This window comes from Ruminococcus sp. CAG:330 (assembly GCF_000437175.1).
In the GTDB taxonomy this organism is placed as follows: Bacteria; Bacillota; Clostridia; order Oscillospirales; family Ruminococcaceae; genus Ruminococcus_C.
Genome location: NZ_FR898083.1, coordinates 1 through 18,617, shown reverse-complemented (window position 1 = coordinate 18,617; position 18,617 = coordinate 1). Strand labels below are relative to the sequence as shown.

General features: G+C 57.5%; 20 protein-coding genes. 5 read left to right on the top strand and 15 right to left on the bottom strand.

Going from position 1 to position 18,617, the window contains the following annotated elements; translation table 11 throughout:
- The first annotated feature begins 53 nt into the window (after positions 1-53).
- From QZL66_RS09525 to QZL66_RS09505, 5 genes are read left to right on the top strand one after another with little or no spacing between them, the layout of a single operon-like run.
- Positions 54-596 carry a DJ-1 family glyoxalase III gene (locus tag QZL66_RS09525; RefSeq protein ID WP_022411487.1) on the top strand — a complete coding sequence of 181 codons (543 nt, stop codon included), beginning with the start codon at positions 54-56 and terminating at the stop codon, positions 594-596.
- On the top strand, positions 499-1,191 hold the full coding sequence (locus tag QZL66_RS09520; RefSeq protein WP_369677374.1) for a 5-formyltetrahydrofolate cyclo-ligase: 693 nt from the start codon (positions 499-501) through the stop codon (positions 1,189-1,191). The genes QZL66_RS09525 and QZL66_RS09520 overlap by 98 nt, the downstream gene beginning before the upstream one ends.
- Positions 1,178-2,734 (top strand): endolytic transglycosylase MltG, encoded by a 1,557-nt coding sequence (gene mltG / locus QZL66_RS09515; protein ID WP_022411485.1) that lies wholly within the window; start codon positions 1,178-1,180, stop codon positions 2,732-2,734. Before QZL66_RS09520 ends, mltG begins: the two co-directional genes overlap by 14 nt.
- The gene (locus QZL66_RS09510; protein WP_022411484.1) at positions 2,718-3,938 is read left to right on the top strand and encodes a peptidase U32 family protein; all 1,221 of its coding nucleotides are present in this window, start codon (positions 2,718-2,720) and stop codon (positions 3,936-3,938) included. The genes mltG and QZL66_RS09510 overlap by 17 nt, the downstream gene beginning before the upstream one ends.
- Before the next feature lie 49 nt (positions 3,939-3,987).
- Positions 3,988-4,710 (top strand): hypothetical protein, encoded by a 723-nt coding sequence (locus tag QZL66_RS09505; protein ID WP_022411483.1) that lies wholly within the window; start codon positions 3,988-3,990, stop codon positions 4,708-4,710.
- Positions 4,711-4,779: 69 nt separating this feature from the next.
- On the opposite strand, the gene QZL66_RS09500 is transcribed toward QZL66_RS09505, so the two are convergent.
- The 15 genes from QZL66_RS09500 to QZL66_RS09435 form a co-directional block, all read right to left on the bottom strand.
- Positions 4,780-5,517 carry a hypothetical protein gene (locus QZL66_RS09500; protein ID WP_022411482.1) on the bottom strand — a complete coding sequence of 246 codons (738 nt, stop codon included), beginning with the start codon at positions 5,515-5,517 and terminating at the stop codon, positions 4,780-4,782.
- A gap of 3 nt (positions 5,518-5,520) precedes the next feature.
- Positions 5,521-6,783, bottom strand: a complete 1,263-nt coding sequence (locus QZL66_RS09495; protein ID WP_022411481.1) for a glutamate-5-semialdehyde dehydrogenase — start codon at positions 6,781-6,783, stop codon at positions 5,521-5,523.
- Between the two features lie 302 nt (positions 6,784-7,085).
- On the bottom strand, positions 7,086-7,547 hold the full coding sequence (locus tag QZL66_RS09490; protein WP_022411480.1) for a GNAT family N-acetyltransferase: 462 nt from the start codon (positions 7,545-7,547) through the stop codon (positions 7,086-7,088).
- Between the two features lie 376 nt (positions 7,548-7,923).
- Complete coding sequence (gene proB, locus QZL66_RS09485; protein ID WP_022411479.1) at positions 7,924-8,712, bottom strand: glutamate 5-kinase; 789 nt, start codon at positions 8,710-8,712, stop codon at positions 7,924-7,926.
- 15 nt (positions 8,713-8,727) lie between these two features.
- A complete protein-coding gene (locus QZL66_RS09480; protein WP_022411478.1) occupies positions 8,728-9,678 on the bottom strand; it encodes a D-2-hydroxyacid dehydrogenase in 951 nt (316 codons plus the stop codon).
- Entirely contained in the window at positions 9,675-10,022 is a 348-nt protein-coding gene (locus tag QZL66_RS09475; RefSeq protein WP_022411477.1) for a hypothetical protein, read from the bottom strand. Before QZL66_RS09475 ends, QZL66_RS09480 begins: the two co-directional genes overlap by 4 nt.
- Positions 10,023-10,418: 396 nt before the next feature.
- Positions 10,419-10,568 (bottom strand): hypothetical protein, encoded by a 150-nt coding sequence (locus QZL66_RS09470; RefSeq protein WP_293602202.1) that lies wholly within the window; start codon positions 10,566-10,568, stop codon positions 10,419-10,421.
- Positions 10,569-10,574: 6 nt separating this feature from the next.
- On the bottom strand, positions 10,575-11,873 hold the full coding sequence (locus QZL66_RS09465) for an AI-2E family transporter (protein WP_022411476.1): 1,299 nt from the start codon (positions 11,871-11,873) through the stop codon (positions 10,575-10,577).
- A gap of 479 nt (positions 11,874-12,352) precedes the next feature.
- Entirely contained in the window at positions 12,353-14,749 is a 2,397-nt protein-coding gene (locus QZL66_RS09460) for a homocysteine S-methyltransferase family protein (protein WP_022411475.1), read from the bottom strand.
- 14 nt (positions 14,750-14,763) lie between these two features.
- Positions 14,764-15,057 carry a HepT-like ribonuclease domain-containing protein gene (locus QZL66_RS11980; RefSeq protein WP_369677373.1) on the bottom strand — a complete coding sequence of 98 codons (294 nt, stop codon included), beginning with the start codon at positions 15,055-15,057 and terminating at the stop codon, positions 14,764-14,766.
- Positions 15,058-15,409: 352 nt separating this feature from the next.
- The gene (locus QZL66_RS09455) at positions 15,410-15,721 is read right to left on the bottom strand and encodes a nucleotidyltransferase family protein (RefSeq protein WP_022411473.1); all 312 of its coding nucleotides are present in this window, start codon (positions 15,719-15,721) and stop codon (positions 15,410-15,412) included.
- A 186-nt stretch (positions 15,722-15,907) separates the two neighbouring features.
- Positions 15,908-16,393, bottom strand: a complete 486-nt coding sequence (locus QZL66_RS09450) for a GNAT family N-acetyltransferase (protein ID WP_022411472.1) — start codon at positions 16,391-16,393, stop codon at positions 15,908-15,910.
- A 59-nt stretch (positions 16,394-16,452) separates the two neighbouring features.
- Positions 16,453-17,118 (bottom strand): vitamin B12 dependent-methionine synthase activation domain-containing protein, encoded by a 666-nt coding sequence (locus QZL66_RS09445; RefSeq protein WP_022411471.1) that lies wholly within the window; start codon positions 17,116-17,118, stop codon positions 16,453-16,455.
- Positions 17,112-17,990, bottom strand: coding sequence for a methylenetetrahydrofolate reductase [NAD(P)H] (metF, locus tag QZL66_RS09440; RefSeq protein ID WP_022411470.1), 879 nt, complete (start codon positions 17,988-17,990; stop codon positions 17,112-17,114). Before metF ends, QZL66_RS09445 begins: the two co-directional genes overlap by 7 nt.
- A 129-nt stretch (positions 17,991-18,119) precedes the next feature.
- Positions 18,120-18,617: hypothetical protein (locus QZL66_RS09435; RefSeq protein ID WP_293602197.1), on the bottom strand; the 498-nt coding region annotated here is incomplete at its 5' end.

Sequence of the window (18,617 nt, the reverse complement as noted above, 5' to 3'; positions counted from 1 at the left end):
CCCATCCATAAAAAGACACAGAACAAGCACTGAACACGAAAGGAAAGGTTATCATGATCTATGTTTTTCTTGCAAACGGATTTGAGGAAGTAGAAGCCCTCGCACCGGTGGACATGCTCCGCCGTGCCAAGCTGGACGTGACCACCGTCGGCGTCACCGGCAAGACCGTCACCGGCTCTCACGGCATTCCGTTGACCGCAGACATCACCGCTGAGGAGCTGAACATCGGCGCAGATATGGAGATGATCGTTCTGCCGGGCGGCATGCCGGGCACGCTGAACGAGGAGGCATCTCCGGCGGTACAGGCAGCCATCGACTACTGCACCGCCAACGACCGCTGGATCGGCGCCATCTGTGCCGCACCGTCCATTCTGGGACACAAGGGACTGCTCAAGGGAAAGACAGCGGTCTGCTACACCGGCTTTGAAAAGGAACTCACCGGCGCACAGATCGGCAGCACCGGCGTTGTCACAGACGGCAAGATCATCACGGCACGAGGTGCAGGCGTTGCCGTGGACTTTGGTCTGGCACTGGTCGGCGCTCTCGCCGGCGCAGAAACACAGGCACAGATCCGTGCCTCGATCCTCTGTGACTGAGATCGCCGCTGCAAAGCAGCAGCTCCGTGCGGAAATGCGCCAAAAGCGGCAGGCCATGTTTCCCATGGAAAAGAAACTTCTGGAAAGCCGTGCCTGCAAACGCTTTCTGGAAAGTGCCGAATATCGGCGCTGCGGGCAGCTGTTCTGCTTCGTGTCGCTGCCGCAGGAGCCGGACACCCTGCCCATTTTGCAGCAGGCGCTGAAAGACGGCAAGACCGTTGCCGTCCCCCGCTGCCTGCCGGAGCGCCGCATGGCGTTTCATCTGCTCTCGCCGGAGCGTCCCATGGAGGAACAACTGAAGTCCGGCACTTACGGCGTACTGGAACCCTCGCCGGCGATGCCGGAGGTCATTCCGGGGCCGGGACTGTTCCCGCTGTGTCTGGTGCCCGGACTCGCCTTCGACCACGAGGGCGGCAGACTGGGCTACGGCGCAGGCTATTACGACCGCTTCCTGGCGGCGTATCCGTTTGTGCGCAAGATCGGCTTCGCTCTCTCGCCCTTTGTGGTGCTCCAAGTCCCCGCCGAACCCACAGACCTGCGTCTGGACGGGCTCGCCACTGAATATCCGCTGGAGGTATGGAATGGATCAGAATGATATGAACCGTGATGCGCTGTTGAACCAGATCCTGCGGGAAACGGCACAGCGTCCGGCAGCGCCGGAACCGCAGCCCGCCGCACCACGCACCCCACAGCCGGCACCCAATCCCAATCCGGCGCCGGCTTCCCGTGCCGCAGCACCCCAGACACGCCCTGCCTCACCGGCAGCAGAGCCTGCACCGGCGCCGGCAAAACCGGAGCCGGCTGCCCCCCGGACGGCGGCACAGCCCAGCCGGAGCTTCCGCAGCCCTGCCGCTTCGCAGGAGTTCCCCGGCACACGGCACACCGCAGCGCCGGAGCCGGCGGAACCCGCTGACCCGCTGTACGAGGATCTGGAGGGCGAGAGCCAGCCCGGCACCCGCAGCAGCAGCGCTGCCGTCCGCACCAGCCGGAAACGCAAGCCCCACCGTGTCATCAGTGCGCTGGTCATGACTATTGTCATCATCGCCGTGTCTGTCCTGCTCTCCACCCTGCTCATCGTCTACGGCAGAGATCTGCTGGGCATCAACAGCGACAGCACCACCAAGATCGTCACCATTCCCCAGGGTGCTTCCATGAACGACATTGCGGAGACGCTCCAGAAAGAGGACATCATTTCCAAGCCCAGCTTCTTTGTCTTTATTGCCGGCATGAGCAACAAGGACAAGGACATCAAGCCCGGCGACCACGAGCTTCGTCCGGACATGGCGTATGAAACCATCCTCAGTGAACTGGTCAGCGACCCCATGGACAGCTCCCTGTCGGTATCCATTACCTTCCCGGAGGGCATTCGCCTGTGCGATGCGGCAGACCTGCTGGAGGAGAACAACGTCTGCGATGCCGACGCTTTCCTGAACTACTTCAACAACGATCCCTCTTTCGGGCTGGCGTATGAATCCCATATGCCCAGCTTCCAGGACGAGAAGTTCTATAAGATGGAGGGCTATCTCTTCCCGGACACCTACACGTTCTATCAGGAGATGGACGTGGAGCTGGTGTGCCAGAAGATTCTGGAAAACTTCAACAGCAAGATTCCGCAGGAGTATTACGACCGCATGGCAGCGCTGAACATCTCGCTGGACGACGTTATCACCCTCGCCTCCATGATTCAGGCGGAGGCAGGCTCCGTTGACCAGATGGCGAACATCTCGTCGGTCTTCTGGAACCGGCTGAACCACTCCGCAGAATACCAGCTGCTCCAGTCCGACCCCACCACCAAGTACGTGGAGGAGGTCATCAAGCCCCACAGCGAGGACTATAATCAGACGCTGTTCGACTCCTATGACACCTATGTGTGCACGGGACTGCCTGCCGGCGCCATCGACAATCCGGGCAGCGAGGCGATCTACGCAGCGCTCTATCCGGCGGACACCAGCTACTATTACTTCTACTCCAATGTGGACACCAAGGAGACGTACTTTGCCTCCACGCTGGAACAGCACGAGGCAAACCAGAAGGAAGTGGAGGCACAGCGCAAGGCCGCCGGAGAGGACGGAGACAGTGCTTCTGACGGCAGCGAGGACGTCGGCGAAACGGAGGGCAGCGATGATACACAAGAATAAGCCGGAGCTGCTGGCACCTGCCGGCGATCTGGAACGGCTCCGTGCGGCGCTGGATTACGGCGCAGATGCGGTGTATCTGGGGCGGGAGAGCTTCAGCATGCGTGCAGCCGCCAGCAATTTCCACAGCGAGGCGCAGCTGCACGAGGCAGTGGCGCTGGCGCACCAGTACGGAAAGCCGGTCTATCTCACCTGCAACACCCTCCCCCGCAACGAGGAGATCCCCACGTTCCCGCAGTTTCTGCGGGAGGCACAGGAGGCGGGCGCAGATGCGCTGATTCTGGCGGATCTGGGGCTTCTGGCAATGGCACGGAAGCTTGCGCCGGACATGGAGATTCACATGTCCACCCAGACGGGCATTGTCAACTACGGCACCTGCCGGGCTCTGTATGACATGGGCGTGACCCGTGCGGTGCTGGCACGGGAGCTGTCGCTGGAGGAGATCGCCGGGATTCGGGCGAAAATTCCGGCGGATATGGAGCTGGAGGTCTTTGTCCACGGTGCCATGTGCATGTCCTTTTCGGGACGGTGTCTGCTGTCCGCCTATCTCACCGGACGGGATGCCAACCGTGGCGCATGCGCCCAGCCCTGCCGCTGGAACTACCATCTCATGGAGTCCACCCGCCCGGGGCAGTATTTCCCCGTGGAGGAGACGGACGAGGGCACGTACATCTTCAACGCCAAAGACCTGTGCATGATCGGCCATTTGCAGGAGCTGCTGGCGGCAGGCGTGGACAGCCTGAAAATCGAGGGGCGGAACAAGTCCGCCTATTATGTGGCAATTGTCACGAATGCGTACCGTGCGGCGCTGGATGCCGCTAAGGCTGGTGAGCCGGCACCCCAGTGGGCGCTGGACGAGGTGGTACAGGTCAGCCACCGGGAGTACTGCACCGGCTTCTTCTACGGCAGAGAGAACGCCGCCCAGCGCTACCAGAACAGCAGCTATGTCCGGAACTGCGACGTGGTCGCCGTCGTAGACAGCTGGAAGGACGGCAGACTGTACCTCACCCAGCGCAACCGTTTTTTTGCCGGAGATACGCTGGAGATCGTCGCTCCCGGACAGCCGCCGGTGACGGTGGCGGCGCAGGCACTGCAAAACGATGCCGGCGAAATCATCGAAACCGCCAACCACGCCATGATGCAATGCTCCATTGCCTGTGAAACGGCGTTTCCGGCGGGAAGCGTGGTGCGGAAACCGGTGGAATGAGCCCCGCTATGATTTGGGATGCGCTTCTTGTGAACAGGAGGTCTTTTTCATGAAACGATATGCCTTTTCCGGCGCACTGGTCTGCGCCCTGCTTCTCAGCGGATGCGGCAAGATCGACCACACCGCCGGCCCTGCCAGCACCACACAGCCGGCAACTGCCCAGCAATTCACCGATGCGCCGGCGCTGGAGTTCTCCGCTGCGGACAGCGACCCCTACCGGAACGTCATCCAGTACTATCTGGAACAGTACCAGTCCGACAGCGCACAGGACGATTCCCTGCCGGAACCCACCTACGCCCTGTACGACATGGACAAGGACGGTTCGCCGGAGCTGATCGTCCGGACGGGCTACAACGAGGCGGAGTACACCTTCTGCGTCTGGACGACAGACGCCGACAAGAATCCCGTACAGGTGGAGGGCGATGCCAGCGGCTCGCACACGCTGCTGTACGGCTCCGACTCGGAGAACGGGTTCTTTACCAGCGGCTGCTATATGGACACCCAGAACATCACCCAGTACACCCTCACCGAGGGCAACACGCTGGCAGAAACGGTGTGCTATCAGGGACAGCTGACGGGAGAATCCCAGATCGCCTACGGCTACTACGATTTCTCCGCCGGCGAGGGCTGCTTCCGCATTGTGCAAAAGCCCCTCTCCAGCTACGCCTACCAGAAAGAAAGTCCCCATGTGACAGATGCGCAGGACACCATGTCACTGGAGGAATATCAGGAAGCACTGAACCAGATCGGCACAGACGGCGCTGTGGGATAACCGCAGCAAATCCATATGACAAAAAGAAACGCCTCGGCAAACGAATTGCCGGGGCGTTTTTGGTGATCCTCATTTCACGTTCTGCATCTTCGACATGACGATCAGCGTCACGATCCAGCGAATCCACGGCAGGAACATCAGCACCTGCAAGACGATGCGAAACGGCTTTTTCCAGCCCAGACAGGGCGCACAGGCGATGAGGTAACGGTTGCCGTAGACAACGCCCATGACATAGGGAATCAGCAGGGCGATGAACTGCACCAGCAGGGGCAGCGCCATCATCAGGGTGAGTCCGCCCAGGAGCACAGCGGCGGCAACGATCGCCGGCAGAAAGACGATGCAGAGCAGCACCGCCATCAGCGCCGCCATCCACCAGACACTGAGCGTACTGACCAGCAGAATGACACCGGAAACCAGCATCAGCAGGAAAAACGGCAGGGAGAGCCACAGCATGGTCAGCTGCTGCTTCGCCGCCTGTTTCCGGTCGCTGCCGGTCTTGGCAATGGGGACACAGCTGCATATGCGCACCATGGTATACGCCCACGTGGCAGCACAGAGCAAGCTCGCCAGATTGGACACGAACGACAGCGCATAGGGCAGCGTGTACAGATACCGCACCATCCGCAGCGTTTCCAGATCGTCAACGAACCATGGAACCAGAAGCGTCGCCACCAGCGGAACCAGCACTCCCACCAGAGAAAACAGGTGCAGCAGCACCTGCGAGCGAGTGCGCTCCGGATGCAGCTTTCCGGTGACATCTAAAATCACCAGCACCGCACAGGCAATACAACAAAAGACTGACAGCATCCCTTACTCCCGAATCTGTCCGTTGCCGCTGACCAGATACTTCACCGTGGTCAGCTCGTGCAGTCCCATGGGGCCTCTTGCGTGGAGCTTCTGGGTGGAGATGCCGATCTCTGCGCCATAGCCGAATTCCCCGCCGTCGGTGAACCGTGTGGAGGCGTTGACGTAGACAACAGCGGCATCCACGGTGCGCTGGAATTTCTGCGCTGCGTCCAGATCACGGGTGATGATGCACTCGGAGTGCTTGGTGCTGTACTTGGCGATGTGCGCTATGGCGTCGTCCAGACTGTCCGCCACTTTTACGGTAATTTTGTAGTCGTTGAATTCTGTGTCATACAGTTCTTCCGTCACCGGCTGAACGGCATCGCCCAGAATCTTCCGTGTCTGTTCGTCGCCGTAAATCGTCACATCGTGGGCACGGAACGCCTCCTGCACACGGGGCAGAATCTCCGCTGCAACGTCCTTGTGCACCACAAGTCCCTCAATGGCATTGCAGACCGAGGGGCGCTGGGTCTTGGCGTTGTCGATGATGCGGACAGCCATTTCATAATCCGCTTCGCCGTGCAGGCAGCGGTCTACGTAGACGTGGCAGTTTCCGGCACCGGTTTCAATGACCGGCACGGTGGACTGGCGCAGCACTGCCTGAATCAGTCCGGCACCGCCGCGGGGAATCAGCACATCCAGATAGCCGGTGAGGTGCATCATATCGGCAGCAGTTTCACGGGAAGTGTCCTCCACCAGCTGGATGATGTCTTTGGGAAGTCCGGCAGTTTCCACAGCGTCCCGCATGATCTGCGCCAGTGCGGTATTGGAGTGAATCGCCTCCTTGCCGCCACGGAGAATGACCACGTTTCCGGCTTTCAGGCAGAGGGTGGCAGCGTCTACGGTGACGTTGGGGCGGGATTCAAAGATAATGCCGATGACACCCAGCGGCACACGGGTCTTGAGGATTTGCAGTCCGTTGGGGCGGACAGAGCCGCTGTCCACAGAGCCAATGGGATCTTCGGCGGCGATCAGCTGGCGGGCAGCGTTTGCCATGCCGGAAATGCGGGCAGGGGTCAGCCGCAGGCGGTCCTGCAGCGATTCTGTCATGTGGTTCTGGACGGCAGCCTCCAAGTCTTTGGCGTTGGCAGCGAGGATCTCCTCCTGTCTTGCCAGCAGGGCATCGGCAATGGCAGCGAGGGCATTGTTTTTCACCTGCGGTGCAGCGGTGGCAATGGCAGATTCCACAGCTTTTGCCTTGACACCAAGGGTTTCAGCGTAATTCATGGGTGTGCTCCTTTCCGAATGATAAAAAGTGGGATTGACGATTCAAAGAAGATTTTTTTGGTGCAGCAATTTTTTGAAAAAAATGCTGCCGAGGTCCAGGGCGAGAAGCCCTGGTCGCTGTCCGCAGACAGCGAAACCTCTGCGCCGTGCTTTTGGCGCACGAAGAAAAGGGTGAGAAAATCGACAGATTTTCGAGGGAAAGCGAACACGACCGCTTTCCCTGGCTGCCCTTTTTATATTGGCAACTCTGTAAAACATCCCAGTGGGATGTTTTACACGGAAGCGTTCTCTAATGATTTCTTTCATGACAGCGGGTACTGCAAAAACCGCCCGTTTTTCTCGAATCCATATGCGGTGTATAACAGCACACCCATTTCAGACGCAGTGATCCAAACGGCTCCGCAGCCATAGGTTCTGGCTTCTTCCACCACATGATCCAGCAGTTTTCGGGCAATGCCTTGTCTGCGATAGGTGGGATTCGTGTACATACTGGACAGCAATCCGATTTTTCCGGTGGGATTGCTGTAGTACGGCGGTTTTTCCACAAAGGACATGCCGCTTGTCCCGATAATGCGTTCTCCGTCCACCGCCAGCCACGATACAAACGTGCCGTCTGCCAGATGCTTCTGGTAGTATGCCGTCAGTGCCGGCGTCAAGTCCAGATCGGACTTTGCCCCTTCTTCTTTCAGCTGCGTGATTCGCATTGCCACAAATGTGGGGATGTCTGCTTCTGTTAGACGGCGGTAGGTCAGTAAGGCGTTCATGGGTGTGCTCCTTTTCAGATGATAAAGGTGGATGAGAAGATTTTTTGGTGCAGCAATTTTTCTAAAAATGCTGTCCATGTTGATACTGCACCAAGTTCTATTTTAAGCATCTCGTGAGAAATATTCCACCGGAACATTTCTCAACCCTTGCTTTTTCAAAGGGGAAACAGGGGAAGCGGTCTTGTTCGCTTCCCCTCGAAAATCTGTCGATTTTCTCACCCTTTTCTCCGTGTGCCGGAAGCATGGCACGGGGCGTTTCGCTGTCTGCGGACAGCGATCAGGGCTCCTCGCCCTGAACCTCGCCAGCATTTTTGAAAAAATTGCTGGAGCAAAAAACTCTATTGATGTAATAACCTGCGGGTTTCGTGTGATAAACTCATTCCGCCATAAAATGCGTTCCCACCGGTTCGCCGTCAAACAGTGCGTACAGCTGTTCCGGATCTCTGCCGTTCATGATGACCATATCCACGCCGGCTTCGGTGGCAATTTTTGCGGCATTGATCTTGGTCGCCATTCCGCCGCTACCCAGTGCCGAACCGGCACCGCCTGCCATCTGTTCAATGCGGGCATCGATTTTCCGGACTTCCCGAATGACCTGTGCATTGGCATCGGTGCGGGGATCAGCAGAGTATAGTCCGTTGATGTCGGACAGGATAATCAGCAGATCTGCTCCCACTGCGGCAGCAACCGTAGCGGAAAGGGAGTCGTTTTCGCCGATTTCCAGTTCCAGCTCATCAATGGCGACGGTGTCGTTTTCGTTGACAATGGGAATCACGCCCATTTCCAGCAGTCTGCCAATGGTGTTCTGTACGTGGGGCAGACGCTCGTTGGTCAGGGTGGCACGTGTCAGCAAAATCTGTGCCACGGTAACATTATATTTGGAAAACATGTCGTCGTAAATGTGCATCAGTTCGCACTGTCCCACGGCAGCAGCAGCCTGTTTGGAGGGCGTGTCCTTGGGGCGCTCCGGCAGGTTCAGCTTGCCCACGCCCATTCCCACAGCGCCGGAGGAAACCAGCAGCAGCTCCTTACCGGCGTTGTGGAGGTCGGACAGAATCCGTACCAGATTGGTCATCCGGCGGATGTTCAGTTTTCCGGTCTTGTGCGTCAGCGTGGAGGTGCCCAGCTTCAGCACGATTCGTTTTTTCTTGGCAACATCAATCATCGTATCATATTCTCCTTACGGGGCAGTAATCACATTCTGCGGGGTTCCGGCCAGATAACACCGGAGGTTTTCCTCGGCAAGCGCCAGCAGGCGCTGTCTGGTTTCCAGCGGTGTCCATGCGGTATGCGGGGTTATGGTGCAATTGGGCAGATCTGCCAGCGGTGTGTCCCCCATGGGCTCTTCCGTCAGCACGTCCAGCGCTGCGCCGGCAATGGTGCCGTCCTTCAGCGCCTGCGCCAGATCGTCCTCTCTCACCAGTCCGCCTCGTGCCGTATTCACCAGCAGCGCCGTCGGCTTCATGGTGCGCAGCCGTGCGGCGCTGACCATGCCGGCAGTCTGTTCTGTCAGGGGCGTGTGCAGGGTGAGAATGTCCGCCTGCCGGAACGCCTCGTCCAGCGATACCAGCGGATAGGGGCAGTTTTGGGGTTGGGTGCGTGTGGCGACCAGCACCTCCATGCCGAACGCTGCGCCAATGGCAGCGACTTTTCTGCCGATGCTGCCGTATCCCACCACTGCCAGCTTTTTTCCGGCGAGTTCCTGCATGGGATAGGGCATGATGCAGAAGGTCTTTGCCTGTTTCCACGCCCCCTGCCGGACAGCAGCGTCATACTGTGCCACACGGCTGTAATCGTGGAGGATCAGGGCAAAGGTGTGCTGCGCCACAGCATCGGTGGAATAGCCCGCCACGTTGCAGACGGTCACGCCGTGCGCCTTCGCTGCGGCAATGTCGATGTTGTTGTAGCCCGTGGCGCACTCTCCGATATAGCGCAGCTTCGGGCACTGGTCGAAGACCGCAGCGGGAATGGGGGTCTTATTGCACAGCACCGCATCCGCATCGGCGATGCGCTCCGCCAGCTGTTCCGGCGGGGTCAGGTCGTAGACCGTCACCTGTGCGTACCGGGAGAAGCGCTCCAGCGAAACGCCGCCGCCGGAGAGGGTGGTGCCGTCTGTGACAACGAGTTTCATGCGGCATCCTCTTTCGGCTGGTCGTCCGCATCGTCCTGTCCGTCCTTTTTCCGGCGAACCTTGGCGAGGATGGAGAGCGCCAGCGCCCCCAGCAGCAGAACAGCTTCCAGCGCACCGATGGTGTGAAACCAGGGCTTTCCGTTAAAGAAATCGGCGGCGCCGGTCTGTCCCAGATGCTCCATGAGTCTGCCCAGATAGATGAGCAGCGAGGCGGGAATGGCGATGGTCAGCACCAGCTGGTACGGCCGGCGCAGTCGCAGATATTGCAGCAGGAAAAAACAGCCTGCGATCAGACTAAAAATCAGATGGCAGGAAAATGAAAGCGGAAATGTGGTGACATCCATGAGAAAAAGCTTCCTTTCAAAAGTGATCGGACGGTTCGAGTGCACAGCTGCACGGGAATTTGTCCGGAATATATGTACTATTATAGCATGAAATCTGCGGCTTTGCAATGGGTTTTCCACAAAAACCGAAATCCGGAATGAGGAATGCTCTGACAGGGCGAAACAGTCAAATTCTGTGGAAAGTTCATTTCTGTAGGGACACGGCGTGCCGTGTCCGATTCTTTTCCACGGTCAATATCACTGCGATACATGGATAAGCGTTGCTTTTCAACATGTCACATCCAAAAGCAATCCCGGTTTTTGCGGACACGGCACGCCGTGTCCCTACAATGTATCCCCTGCCGCACCAGACATCACTGCCCGCAAAAAAAGGAACGGCAGCACCGTTCCTTAGGTTCACGATTTTACAGGTTTCTGCCGGGAGAGCAGCAGCATTCCCGCCAGCAGCAGCACCGGAAAGACCGCCGCCTGCACAATATAGCCGATGAAGCAGGCGTACATGGTCTTCTGGTAGTTTTTCGATTGGGATATGGGAGTTTCCCTCACAAGCTCTTAGGATTTCTTTTCACGCTGCATTTTCTCCCGCAGCTTCCGGAGCGAGCCGGAAAACCGCTGGCGCTTTTTTTCGGCGGGCTTGCCGGGCGGTTCCGGTGTGTCGCCCATGGTCTTTTCCCGAATGACGGTGTAGATGATGGACATTACCGGCACACCGAAAATCATGCCGACGACGCCGAACAGACCGCCGCCCACGGTGATGGCGAACAGCACCCAGATGGCAGGCAGTCCCACAGACGTTCCCACCACACGGGGGTAGATCAGGTTGCTGTCCACCTGCTGTGCAATGATGACGATGATGACAAACGCCACCGCATGAATGGGGTTCACCATCAGCAGAATGAGGGCGCAGGGAATCGTTCCCATCCAGGGGCCGACGTAGGGAATCATGTTGGTGATGCCGATGATAACAGCGATCATCATGGGGTATTCCAGTCCGCCGATGGTCATGACGCAGAAGATCAGCACGCCCAGAATGAAGGCGTCCGACAGCTGTCCGCTGACAAAGTTGGAGAAGGTGTTGAATGTCAGGCGGCCGTAGTGGGACAGGCGCTGGTAGTGCTTTTTCGGCAGGAAGTGCCGGAGGATGCGCTTGCCCTGCCTGCGGAGCTTATTCTTGCCGGCAAGGACATAGACAGAGAAGATCAGACCGATGAAGAAGTCAATGAAACCGCCGATCAGACCGCTTGCCAATGTGCCCAGCGTGCCCAGCGCATCGGGAATGTAGCTGGTGAGGCTGGTCAGCTTGGTGCGCAGCGAGGCGGGGTCGAAGCCGTTTTCCTGTAAGAACCGGAAGATCTGTTCCCCACGGTTGCTGTTGAGGAACTTCATCGCATTGCTATAGTAAATGAGAATGTTGTCGGAGAAGTCCCGGATGCTGTTCGCAAACTGCGGCACAATGATCCAGATCACACCGCTCAGCAGCAGCAGCATGAGAAAGTAAGCGCAGAACACGGCAATCACACCTGCCGGAAACTTCGGAAACTTTTTCTGCGCCTTTTGCAGCAGTTTCTCAATTTGACAGGTGGGGCGGTACAGCACAAAGGCGATGACCAGCCCGATGGTGATGGGACGGAGCACGCCCAAAACATAGGAGAGAAATCCGGTGAAGATCTCGTGGCGGATGAACAGGAACGCCACCAGCAGCAGCACCACGCCGCTGAAGATCGCCGTCGCTGCCCACTGTTTGTTGACAAGATCCCACTTTTTGAGCTTCCGCTCCTCTTCCAGTTCCTCGGTGTACTCTTCCTGCAGGTCCTCCTGCGGTACGGTGTCCTGCTTCGAATCTGTTTCCATAATTACCTCCCGGTGTTTTTTGGATGTCGGTGTCTTTTGAGGTTTTAACACTGCAATTTTTCTTTGTCTTGATTTTGTAACGGAATTGACCCCTCCGAGCGGCTTCGCCGCCCCCCTCCCCTTTCAGGGGAGGCAAATTTCTGTCATCCCGTTCCGTCGGACACGGCACACCGTGTCCCTACAAAAAACATGCGAAAACGGTTTCACAAAAATCTCTCCACCGCCTGCCAGCGGTCTTCCTCCTCTTTCATACGCAAATCAATTTTCAAAAATATGAAGTTTGCCGAGTGAGGCTCCCCTGAAAGGGGAGCTGGCAGTGCGTAGCACTGACTGAGGGGTCTCCACTTATACTAAAAACATAATAAAAAGATTTCACAAAATGACCTCTCCACCGCCTATCGGCGGTCCCCCTCCCCTTTCAGGGGAGGCAAATTTCTGTCATCTTCGCCTTGACTGATAACCGCTGTCATCGCCCCGGATTATCCCACGACCTGCTTTGCCACTGCCACGGTTTCCATGGCATCCTTGGCGTAGAAGTCGGCGCCGATCTTCTCGGCGTAATCCGCTGTCAGCACAGCACCGCCCACAACGACCTTGCAGTCGGGACACGCTGCCTTGACCAGCTGGATGGTCTCCTCCATTGCGCCCAGCGTGGTGGTCATCAGGGCGGAGAGTCCCACCAGCTTCACGTTATGCTCCTTTGCCGTATCCGCCACCAGCTGGCACGGCACATCCTTGCCCAGATCCAGCACGGTATAGCCGTAGTTTTCCAGCAGCACACGGACGATGTTCTTGCCGATGTCGTGGATGTCGCCCTTGACGGTGGCGAGCACCACTTCCCCACGGCTCACCGGCGCAGCGTCCCGCTGGATAAGCGTGGTCTTGATGACCTCAAACGCCGCCTGCGCCACGCCTGCCGTCTGAATCAGCTGGGGCAGGAAGATCTTTCCCTGCTCGAAGAGCTTGCCGGCACTGTCCAGCGCCGGAATCAGCATCTCGTTCACCACCACCATGGGGTCTGTGGTCTCCAGCAGCTGCGCCGTGATCTTGGCGCCCTCGCTCTTGAGTCCGTGGGACATGGCATAGGGCAGATCCAGCGTCTCCGGCTTTTTCTCTGCCGGCGATGCCTTTGCCGACGGCGTGGGGGCAGCGGAAGCAGTGGGTGCGGGCATGTTGGCGTATGCCTCCACAAAGGCAGCGCAGTTCTCATCGAAGCCGCACAGCAGCCGGAACGCCCGCACTGCCTCCGCCATAGAGGCAATGTTGGGGTTGATGATGGGCAGATCCAGCCCGTTTTCCAGCGCCATGGTGAGGAACGTCCGTGTCACTGCCTCACGGTTCGGCAGACCAAAGGAGATGTTGGACACGCCCAGCACAGTTTTGAGCCCCAGCTCTGTCTTGACCCGATGGACAGCCTCCAGCGTCTCCTTTGCGCCGTCCTGCTCCGCCGAGGCAGTCAGCGTCAGGCAGTCGATGTACACGTCCTGCCGCGGGATGCCCAGCGCCATGGCACGTTCCAGAATCCGCTTGGCAATGGCGAAGCGGTCGGCTGCCTTTTTGGGGATGCCGTTTTCGTCCAGCGTCAGTCCCACCACTGCCGCACCGTATTTCTTGACCAGCGGCAGGATGTTCTGAAGAGATGCCTCCTCGCCGTTGACGGAGTTGACAATGGGCTTGCCGTTGTACACCCGCAGTGCTGCCTCCATGACTGCCGGAATGGTGGAATCCAGCTGAAGCGGGGTTCCGCCGATGGACTGGAGCGCCTTGACGGTGCGGATCATCATACCCTTCTCGTCAATGCCCGGCATACCCACGTTCACGTCCAGCAGATCTGCGCCGGCATCCACCTGCTGCACTGCCTGATCGAGGATGTAGTCCATGTCGTTCGCCTGAAGCGCCGCCTTGAAGCGCTTTTTGCCTGTAGGGTTGATGCGCTCGCCGATGATGCGGGGCTGGTCAATCAGCACCACCTCCGAAGCGGAGCAGACCGCCGCAGGAATCTGAATGTTCTCCCGCTTTGCGATCTCCGTCTGTTCCAGCAGGTCATAGGCTGCCCTGATGTGCGCCGGCGTAGTACCGCAGCATCCGCCGTAGACCGTCACGCCCAGCTGCGCAAATTTCACCACGGCATTGGCAAATTCCGCCGGATCCACCAGATATTCGCCGGTGACCGGATCGGGCAGTCCGGCGTTGGGCTTTACCACCAGCGGCAGCGTCGTCCACTTCGCCATCTCCTCCACAATGGGATACAGCTCATCCGGCCCGAGGGAACAGTTCACGCCAACGGCATCTGCCCCCAGTCCCTCCAGCGTCATGGCGGCGGATGCTACGGTACAGCCTGTAAACGTCCGGAGGTTCGGCTCGAAGGTCATGGTGCAGATCACCGGCTTGCCGGAGTTCTCCTTTGCCGCCAGCAGCGCCGCCTTGGTTTCGTACAGGTCGGTCATGGTTTCGATGACGATGAGGTCAGCATCCTGTCCGGCGAGGATCTCCTCCCGAAAGATGTCGTATGCCTCCTCGAACGTCAGCGTGCCCAGCGGTTCCAGCAGCTGTCCGATGGGACCGATGTCCAGCGCCACCTTAGTCTGTGTGCCCTCGCACGCCTTGCGGGCGCAGGCAATGCCGGCGGCGATCAGCTCCTGTACGGAATAGCCGGACTTCGCCATTTTGTGGCGGTTTGCGCCGAAGGTGTTGGCATAGATCACGTCCGACCCAACGGCGACGAACTGTTTCTGCACGCCGATGATACGCTCCGGCTCGGTGATGTTGTACACCTCCGGCAGTGCGCCCACGGGCATACCGCCCTTTTGCAGCATGGAGCCCATACCGCCGTCCAGACGAATGAAGTTACGATGGGGAAATAGGGAAGAAAGCATAAGGGGATGTCCTTTCAATTTAGATGTGGTTCAATTTCCTGCCGAAGCTGCGACAAGTCCGACGAAATGGTATCCCAGACAATCCGCATATCTACGCCGGAATAACCGTGTACAATGCGATTCCGCATTCCGTAAAGCTGTTTCCACGGAATCGTTCTGATTTCCGCTTTGGCTTCCTCGCTCAGCGAAATCTTTGCAAGCTCTCCAATCTGCATCAAATTAAACACGCAGGCTTCCACACGCATGGAATTTTCCTGAAACGTCTCAGAACCTGTTTTCACAAGAAATATATGTGGATTTTCGAGCATAATTTTGTTGCAGACAAGGCAAAAATACGCAGGCGGGCTGTCGCCCGGCAAGTATTTTTCACGCAGGATGCAGCAAAATTTGCCGAAAAGACACGTGGATACGCTTGTGAAGACAGGTTCTCAAGTGTATCACACGCTTCACAATAGGTCAGCACTGCGGTCAAATGCTGGTAGATTTTTTGCAGCACTTGCTTATCTTTCTCGTTCAGAGCTTGTGTTCATAGGAAATATATGCGGATTTTCGAGCAAATTTTTTTGCAGACAAGGCAAAAATTTGCAGGCATACTTTCGTATGGCAAGAATTTTTAACGCAGTATACAACAAAATTTGCCGAAAAGACGTAGATAGACGCCTATGAACACGAGCTCTCATAAATTACAACACCGCTTTTCAAGATTTCTCGGTCAATTTCAGAATCCGGCGTGATTTGCGAAACATCCAGCAAATCCACTTCTTTTTCCAGAGAAGTGACAACATCCTCCAGCAAGCCGAAAAAAGCCAGTCCTTTCAGCCCGCTGTCCACCAAAATATCAATGTCACTTTTCGTTTCCGCAGTTCCCTTGGCATAAGAGCCAAACAGAATCGCCTTTTTCACCGGATACTGCAAAAAAACGGGAAACAGGATCTGTTGAATCTGCTCCGGCGTGTAAATCGTATCGGTCATTGCAGCCACTCCTCTCGATTACTCAGAGCTTGTTCCGTATCTTTTTCTGTGCGGATTTTCGAGCATGATTTTGTCGGTGACAAGGAAAAAATCCGCAGGCATACTTTGTGTCTGGCAAGGATTTTTGACGCAGCCACCGGCAAAATCTGCCGAAAAGATGTGCGGAAAAAGATGCGAAACAGGCTCTTAAAGTGTATGATAATACACAAAGATATCCTGATATTCGCCGGTTTTCAGCAGGAATCCGCCGGGGATGGCGCCAACCCTCCGGAAGCCCAGCTTCTCATACAGGCGGATGGCACGGTCGTTGCCCTTGACCACAGCATTGAAGATCAGCAGCCGGTAGCCAAGCTCCTTTGCCCTGTGCAGGCAGTCCTGCACCAGACTCTCGCCGATCTTCTTTCCACGCATGCGGGAGGAAACGGCATAGCTGGCGTTGGCGTGGTGGCCGCATCTGCCCACGTTGTTGGGGTGGAGGATATACAGTCCGGCAACCTCGCCGTCCACCTTTGCCACACCCACAAAGTCCTGCTTTCCGAAAAATTCCACGCCGGTCTTATGATCCAGTGTTTCCATCTGGGGGAACGCCATACCTTCCTCCACCACTTCGTTCCAGACGGCGATCATGCCGTCCAGATCTGCTTCTGTATAGGGTACGACTTCGTATGCCATGAATAAGACTCCTTTATTTACAGGCAGCCTGCCTGACGGCTTTGCATAGCCTGTGAAATTCAGCAGTGTGCGCCGCCCTTGCGAAACGCACAGGTTTCCCGCATCCGGCAGGTGGCGCAGCCGCGTGCGCCCTTTTTCAGCGGATGCGCCGACAGCCCGATGAGGGCGGTCACCGATTTTCTGGGAATGAGAATGTGCTCCGGCGTGACGGTCAGCCCCAGATGCTTCTGCGCATCCAGCAGCTGGAGCATCTGAGGCTGGAGGGACAGGGGCAGGTCGCCGTAGCCGGGGCTGTAGCGCCATGTGAAATACACGTCCGGCAGGCGCTCCCGAAAGTGCTCCTCCGCCCGGTTGCACACCTGCTCAATGGCAGCGCTGGCGAGGGCATCCATGGCAAGAGAGCTGGTCATATCCGACACGCCCGCCCGATGGATCAGCTGGTCAGCTGCACCGGAGAGGGTGGCAGCCATGAGCAGCACCCGGTCACAGTTCTCCAGCAGTTTTGCAATGTCCTCCCCCGTCAGCGCCAGACCGCCGGCGGAAAGTGTGCCGTCCTCCCGGCACAGGGGCAGCACCCGAAACACCACGCCGGGGTGCACTGTTTTGCGCAGCTGCGCCTCGCAGCGCTCCATAACGGCACGGAGCGTGTCGTCCGGCGCTTCGGGACAGCCCATGTACCGCAGCGCCTCCCGCTGGTCGATGGGGTTCAGGGAAATGCTCAGCATTTTGTCGCCGCCTTGATGATGCCGCCCACCGCTTCGCTGATCTTCCGTGCCACGTAGGGGTTGTTCATGGTGTACAGGTGGATGCCGTCCACGCCGTCGGTCACCAGATCCACGATCTGGTCAATGGCGTAGGCAATGCCGGCATCCCGCAGTGCGTCGGGATTGTCCTCGAACCGCTGCACCATCTTGGTGAACTTGCGGGGCAGGCTGGCACCGCACATGGTGACCATGCGCTCGATCTGCTTCCGGTTGGTGACGGGCATGATGCCTGCCTCAATGGGCACGTTCACGCCGGCACGGGCTGCCCGATACCGGAAGTCGTAGAAGGAATCGTTGTCGAAAAACAGCTGGGTGATGAGGTGGCTTGCGCCGGCATCCACCTTTTCTTTCAGGTGGCGGATGTCTGTGTCCATGTTGGGCGCTTCGGGGTGGCACTCCGGATAACATGCGCCGGCGATGTCAAAGCTGCCGGTCTTGCTGCGGATGTAGCGGATGAGGTCAGCTGCGTGGTTGAAATCCGTGGTGGGAGTCAGTCCCTCCACCCGGTCGCCACGGAGCGCCAGAATGTTCTCGATGCCGTTCTCCTGAAACTGTTCCAGAATCTGGTCGATCTGTGCCTTGTTATAGTGGATGCAGGGCAGATGCGCCATGGGCAGCACACCGTAACGCTCTTTCAGGCGGCGTGCAATGGCAAGGGTGTTCTCCCCGTTGCCGCTTCCGCCGGCACCGAAGGTCACGCTGATGAAGTCCGGATGGAGATCCTGCAGTGCCTCCAGCGTGTCGTAGACAGTCTCAATGGGAGAGGTCTTTTTCGGGGGGAAAATTTCAAACGAAAAAACCGTTTTTTCTGCAAACAGTGATGCGATTTTCATAATGCTTGTTCCTTTCTGCGGCAGGCTGTGCCGATAATACTCCTTCTATTATACCACAGCTTTCCGCATTGGGGTAGACGGGAAAATCGTATCGCTTGGTATCGGTTTTTTCTATAGCTGTGATTCGGGTTAATCGGCAGCCTGCCGGAACCAGTCCCATTCCTCCGGTGAGTACCGTTCCCGGAGAACTTTGCCATGCTGTGCTTCATAATCCTGCAGCAGCTGCGGTGCTTCTTTCAGAAAATCTTCACCACGTTTGCGGTGGCTCCCATTTTCAGAGAAAAATCCCATATCCTCATAGCAAAGGGGATAGACCTGTTCCAGAGCAATTTTTTCCGGCGGCAATTGCAACTGTTTCAACAGCAGTTCTCTGCGGATTTCCGGCAGGGTGATGCCGTCTGAGGCAGCTTTTGCTGATTGCCGTACTGGTTGCTCCGGCAGCCAGACATAGCCATTTTTCTGCCGTATCGGAAACTTGGTGCATGCCAATGTGGGATACAGGCGGGCATACCGCCGCAGCTTTTCCTTGGAATCTACTAGCAAAAGCTTGCCGTACTGTGCCGTCAGTTTTTCGAAGTTCGGCTCCGTCAGCGGCTGCGGCTGGTCGCCTAAGGCAGTCGCCGTTTC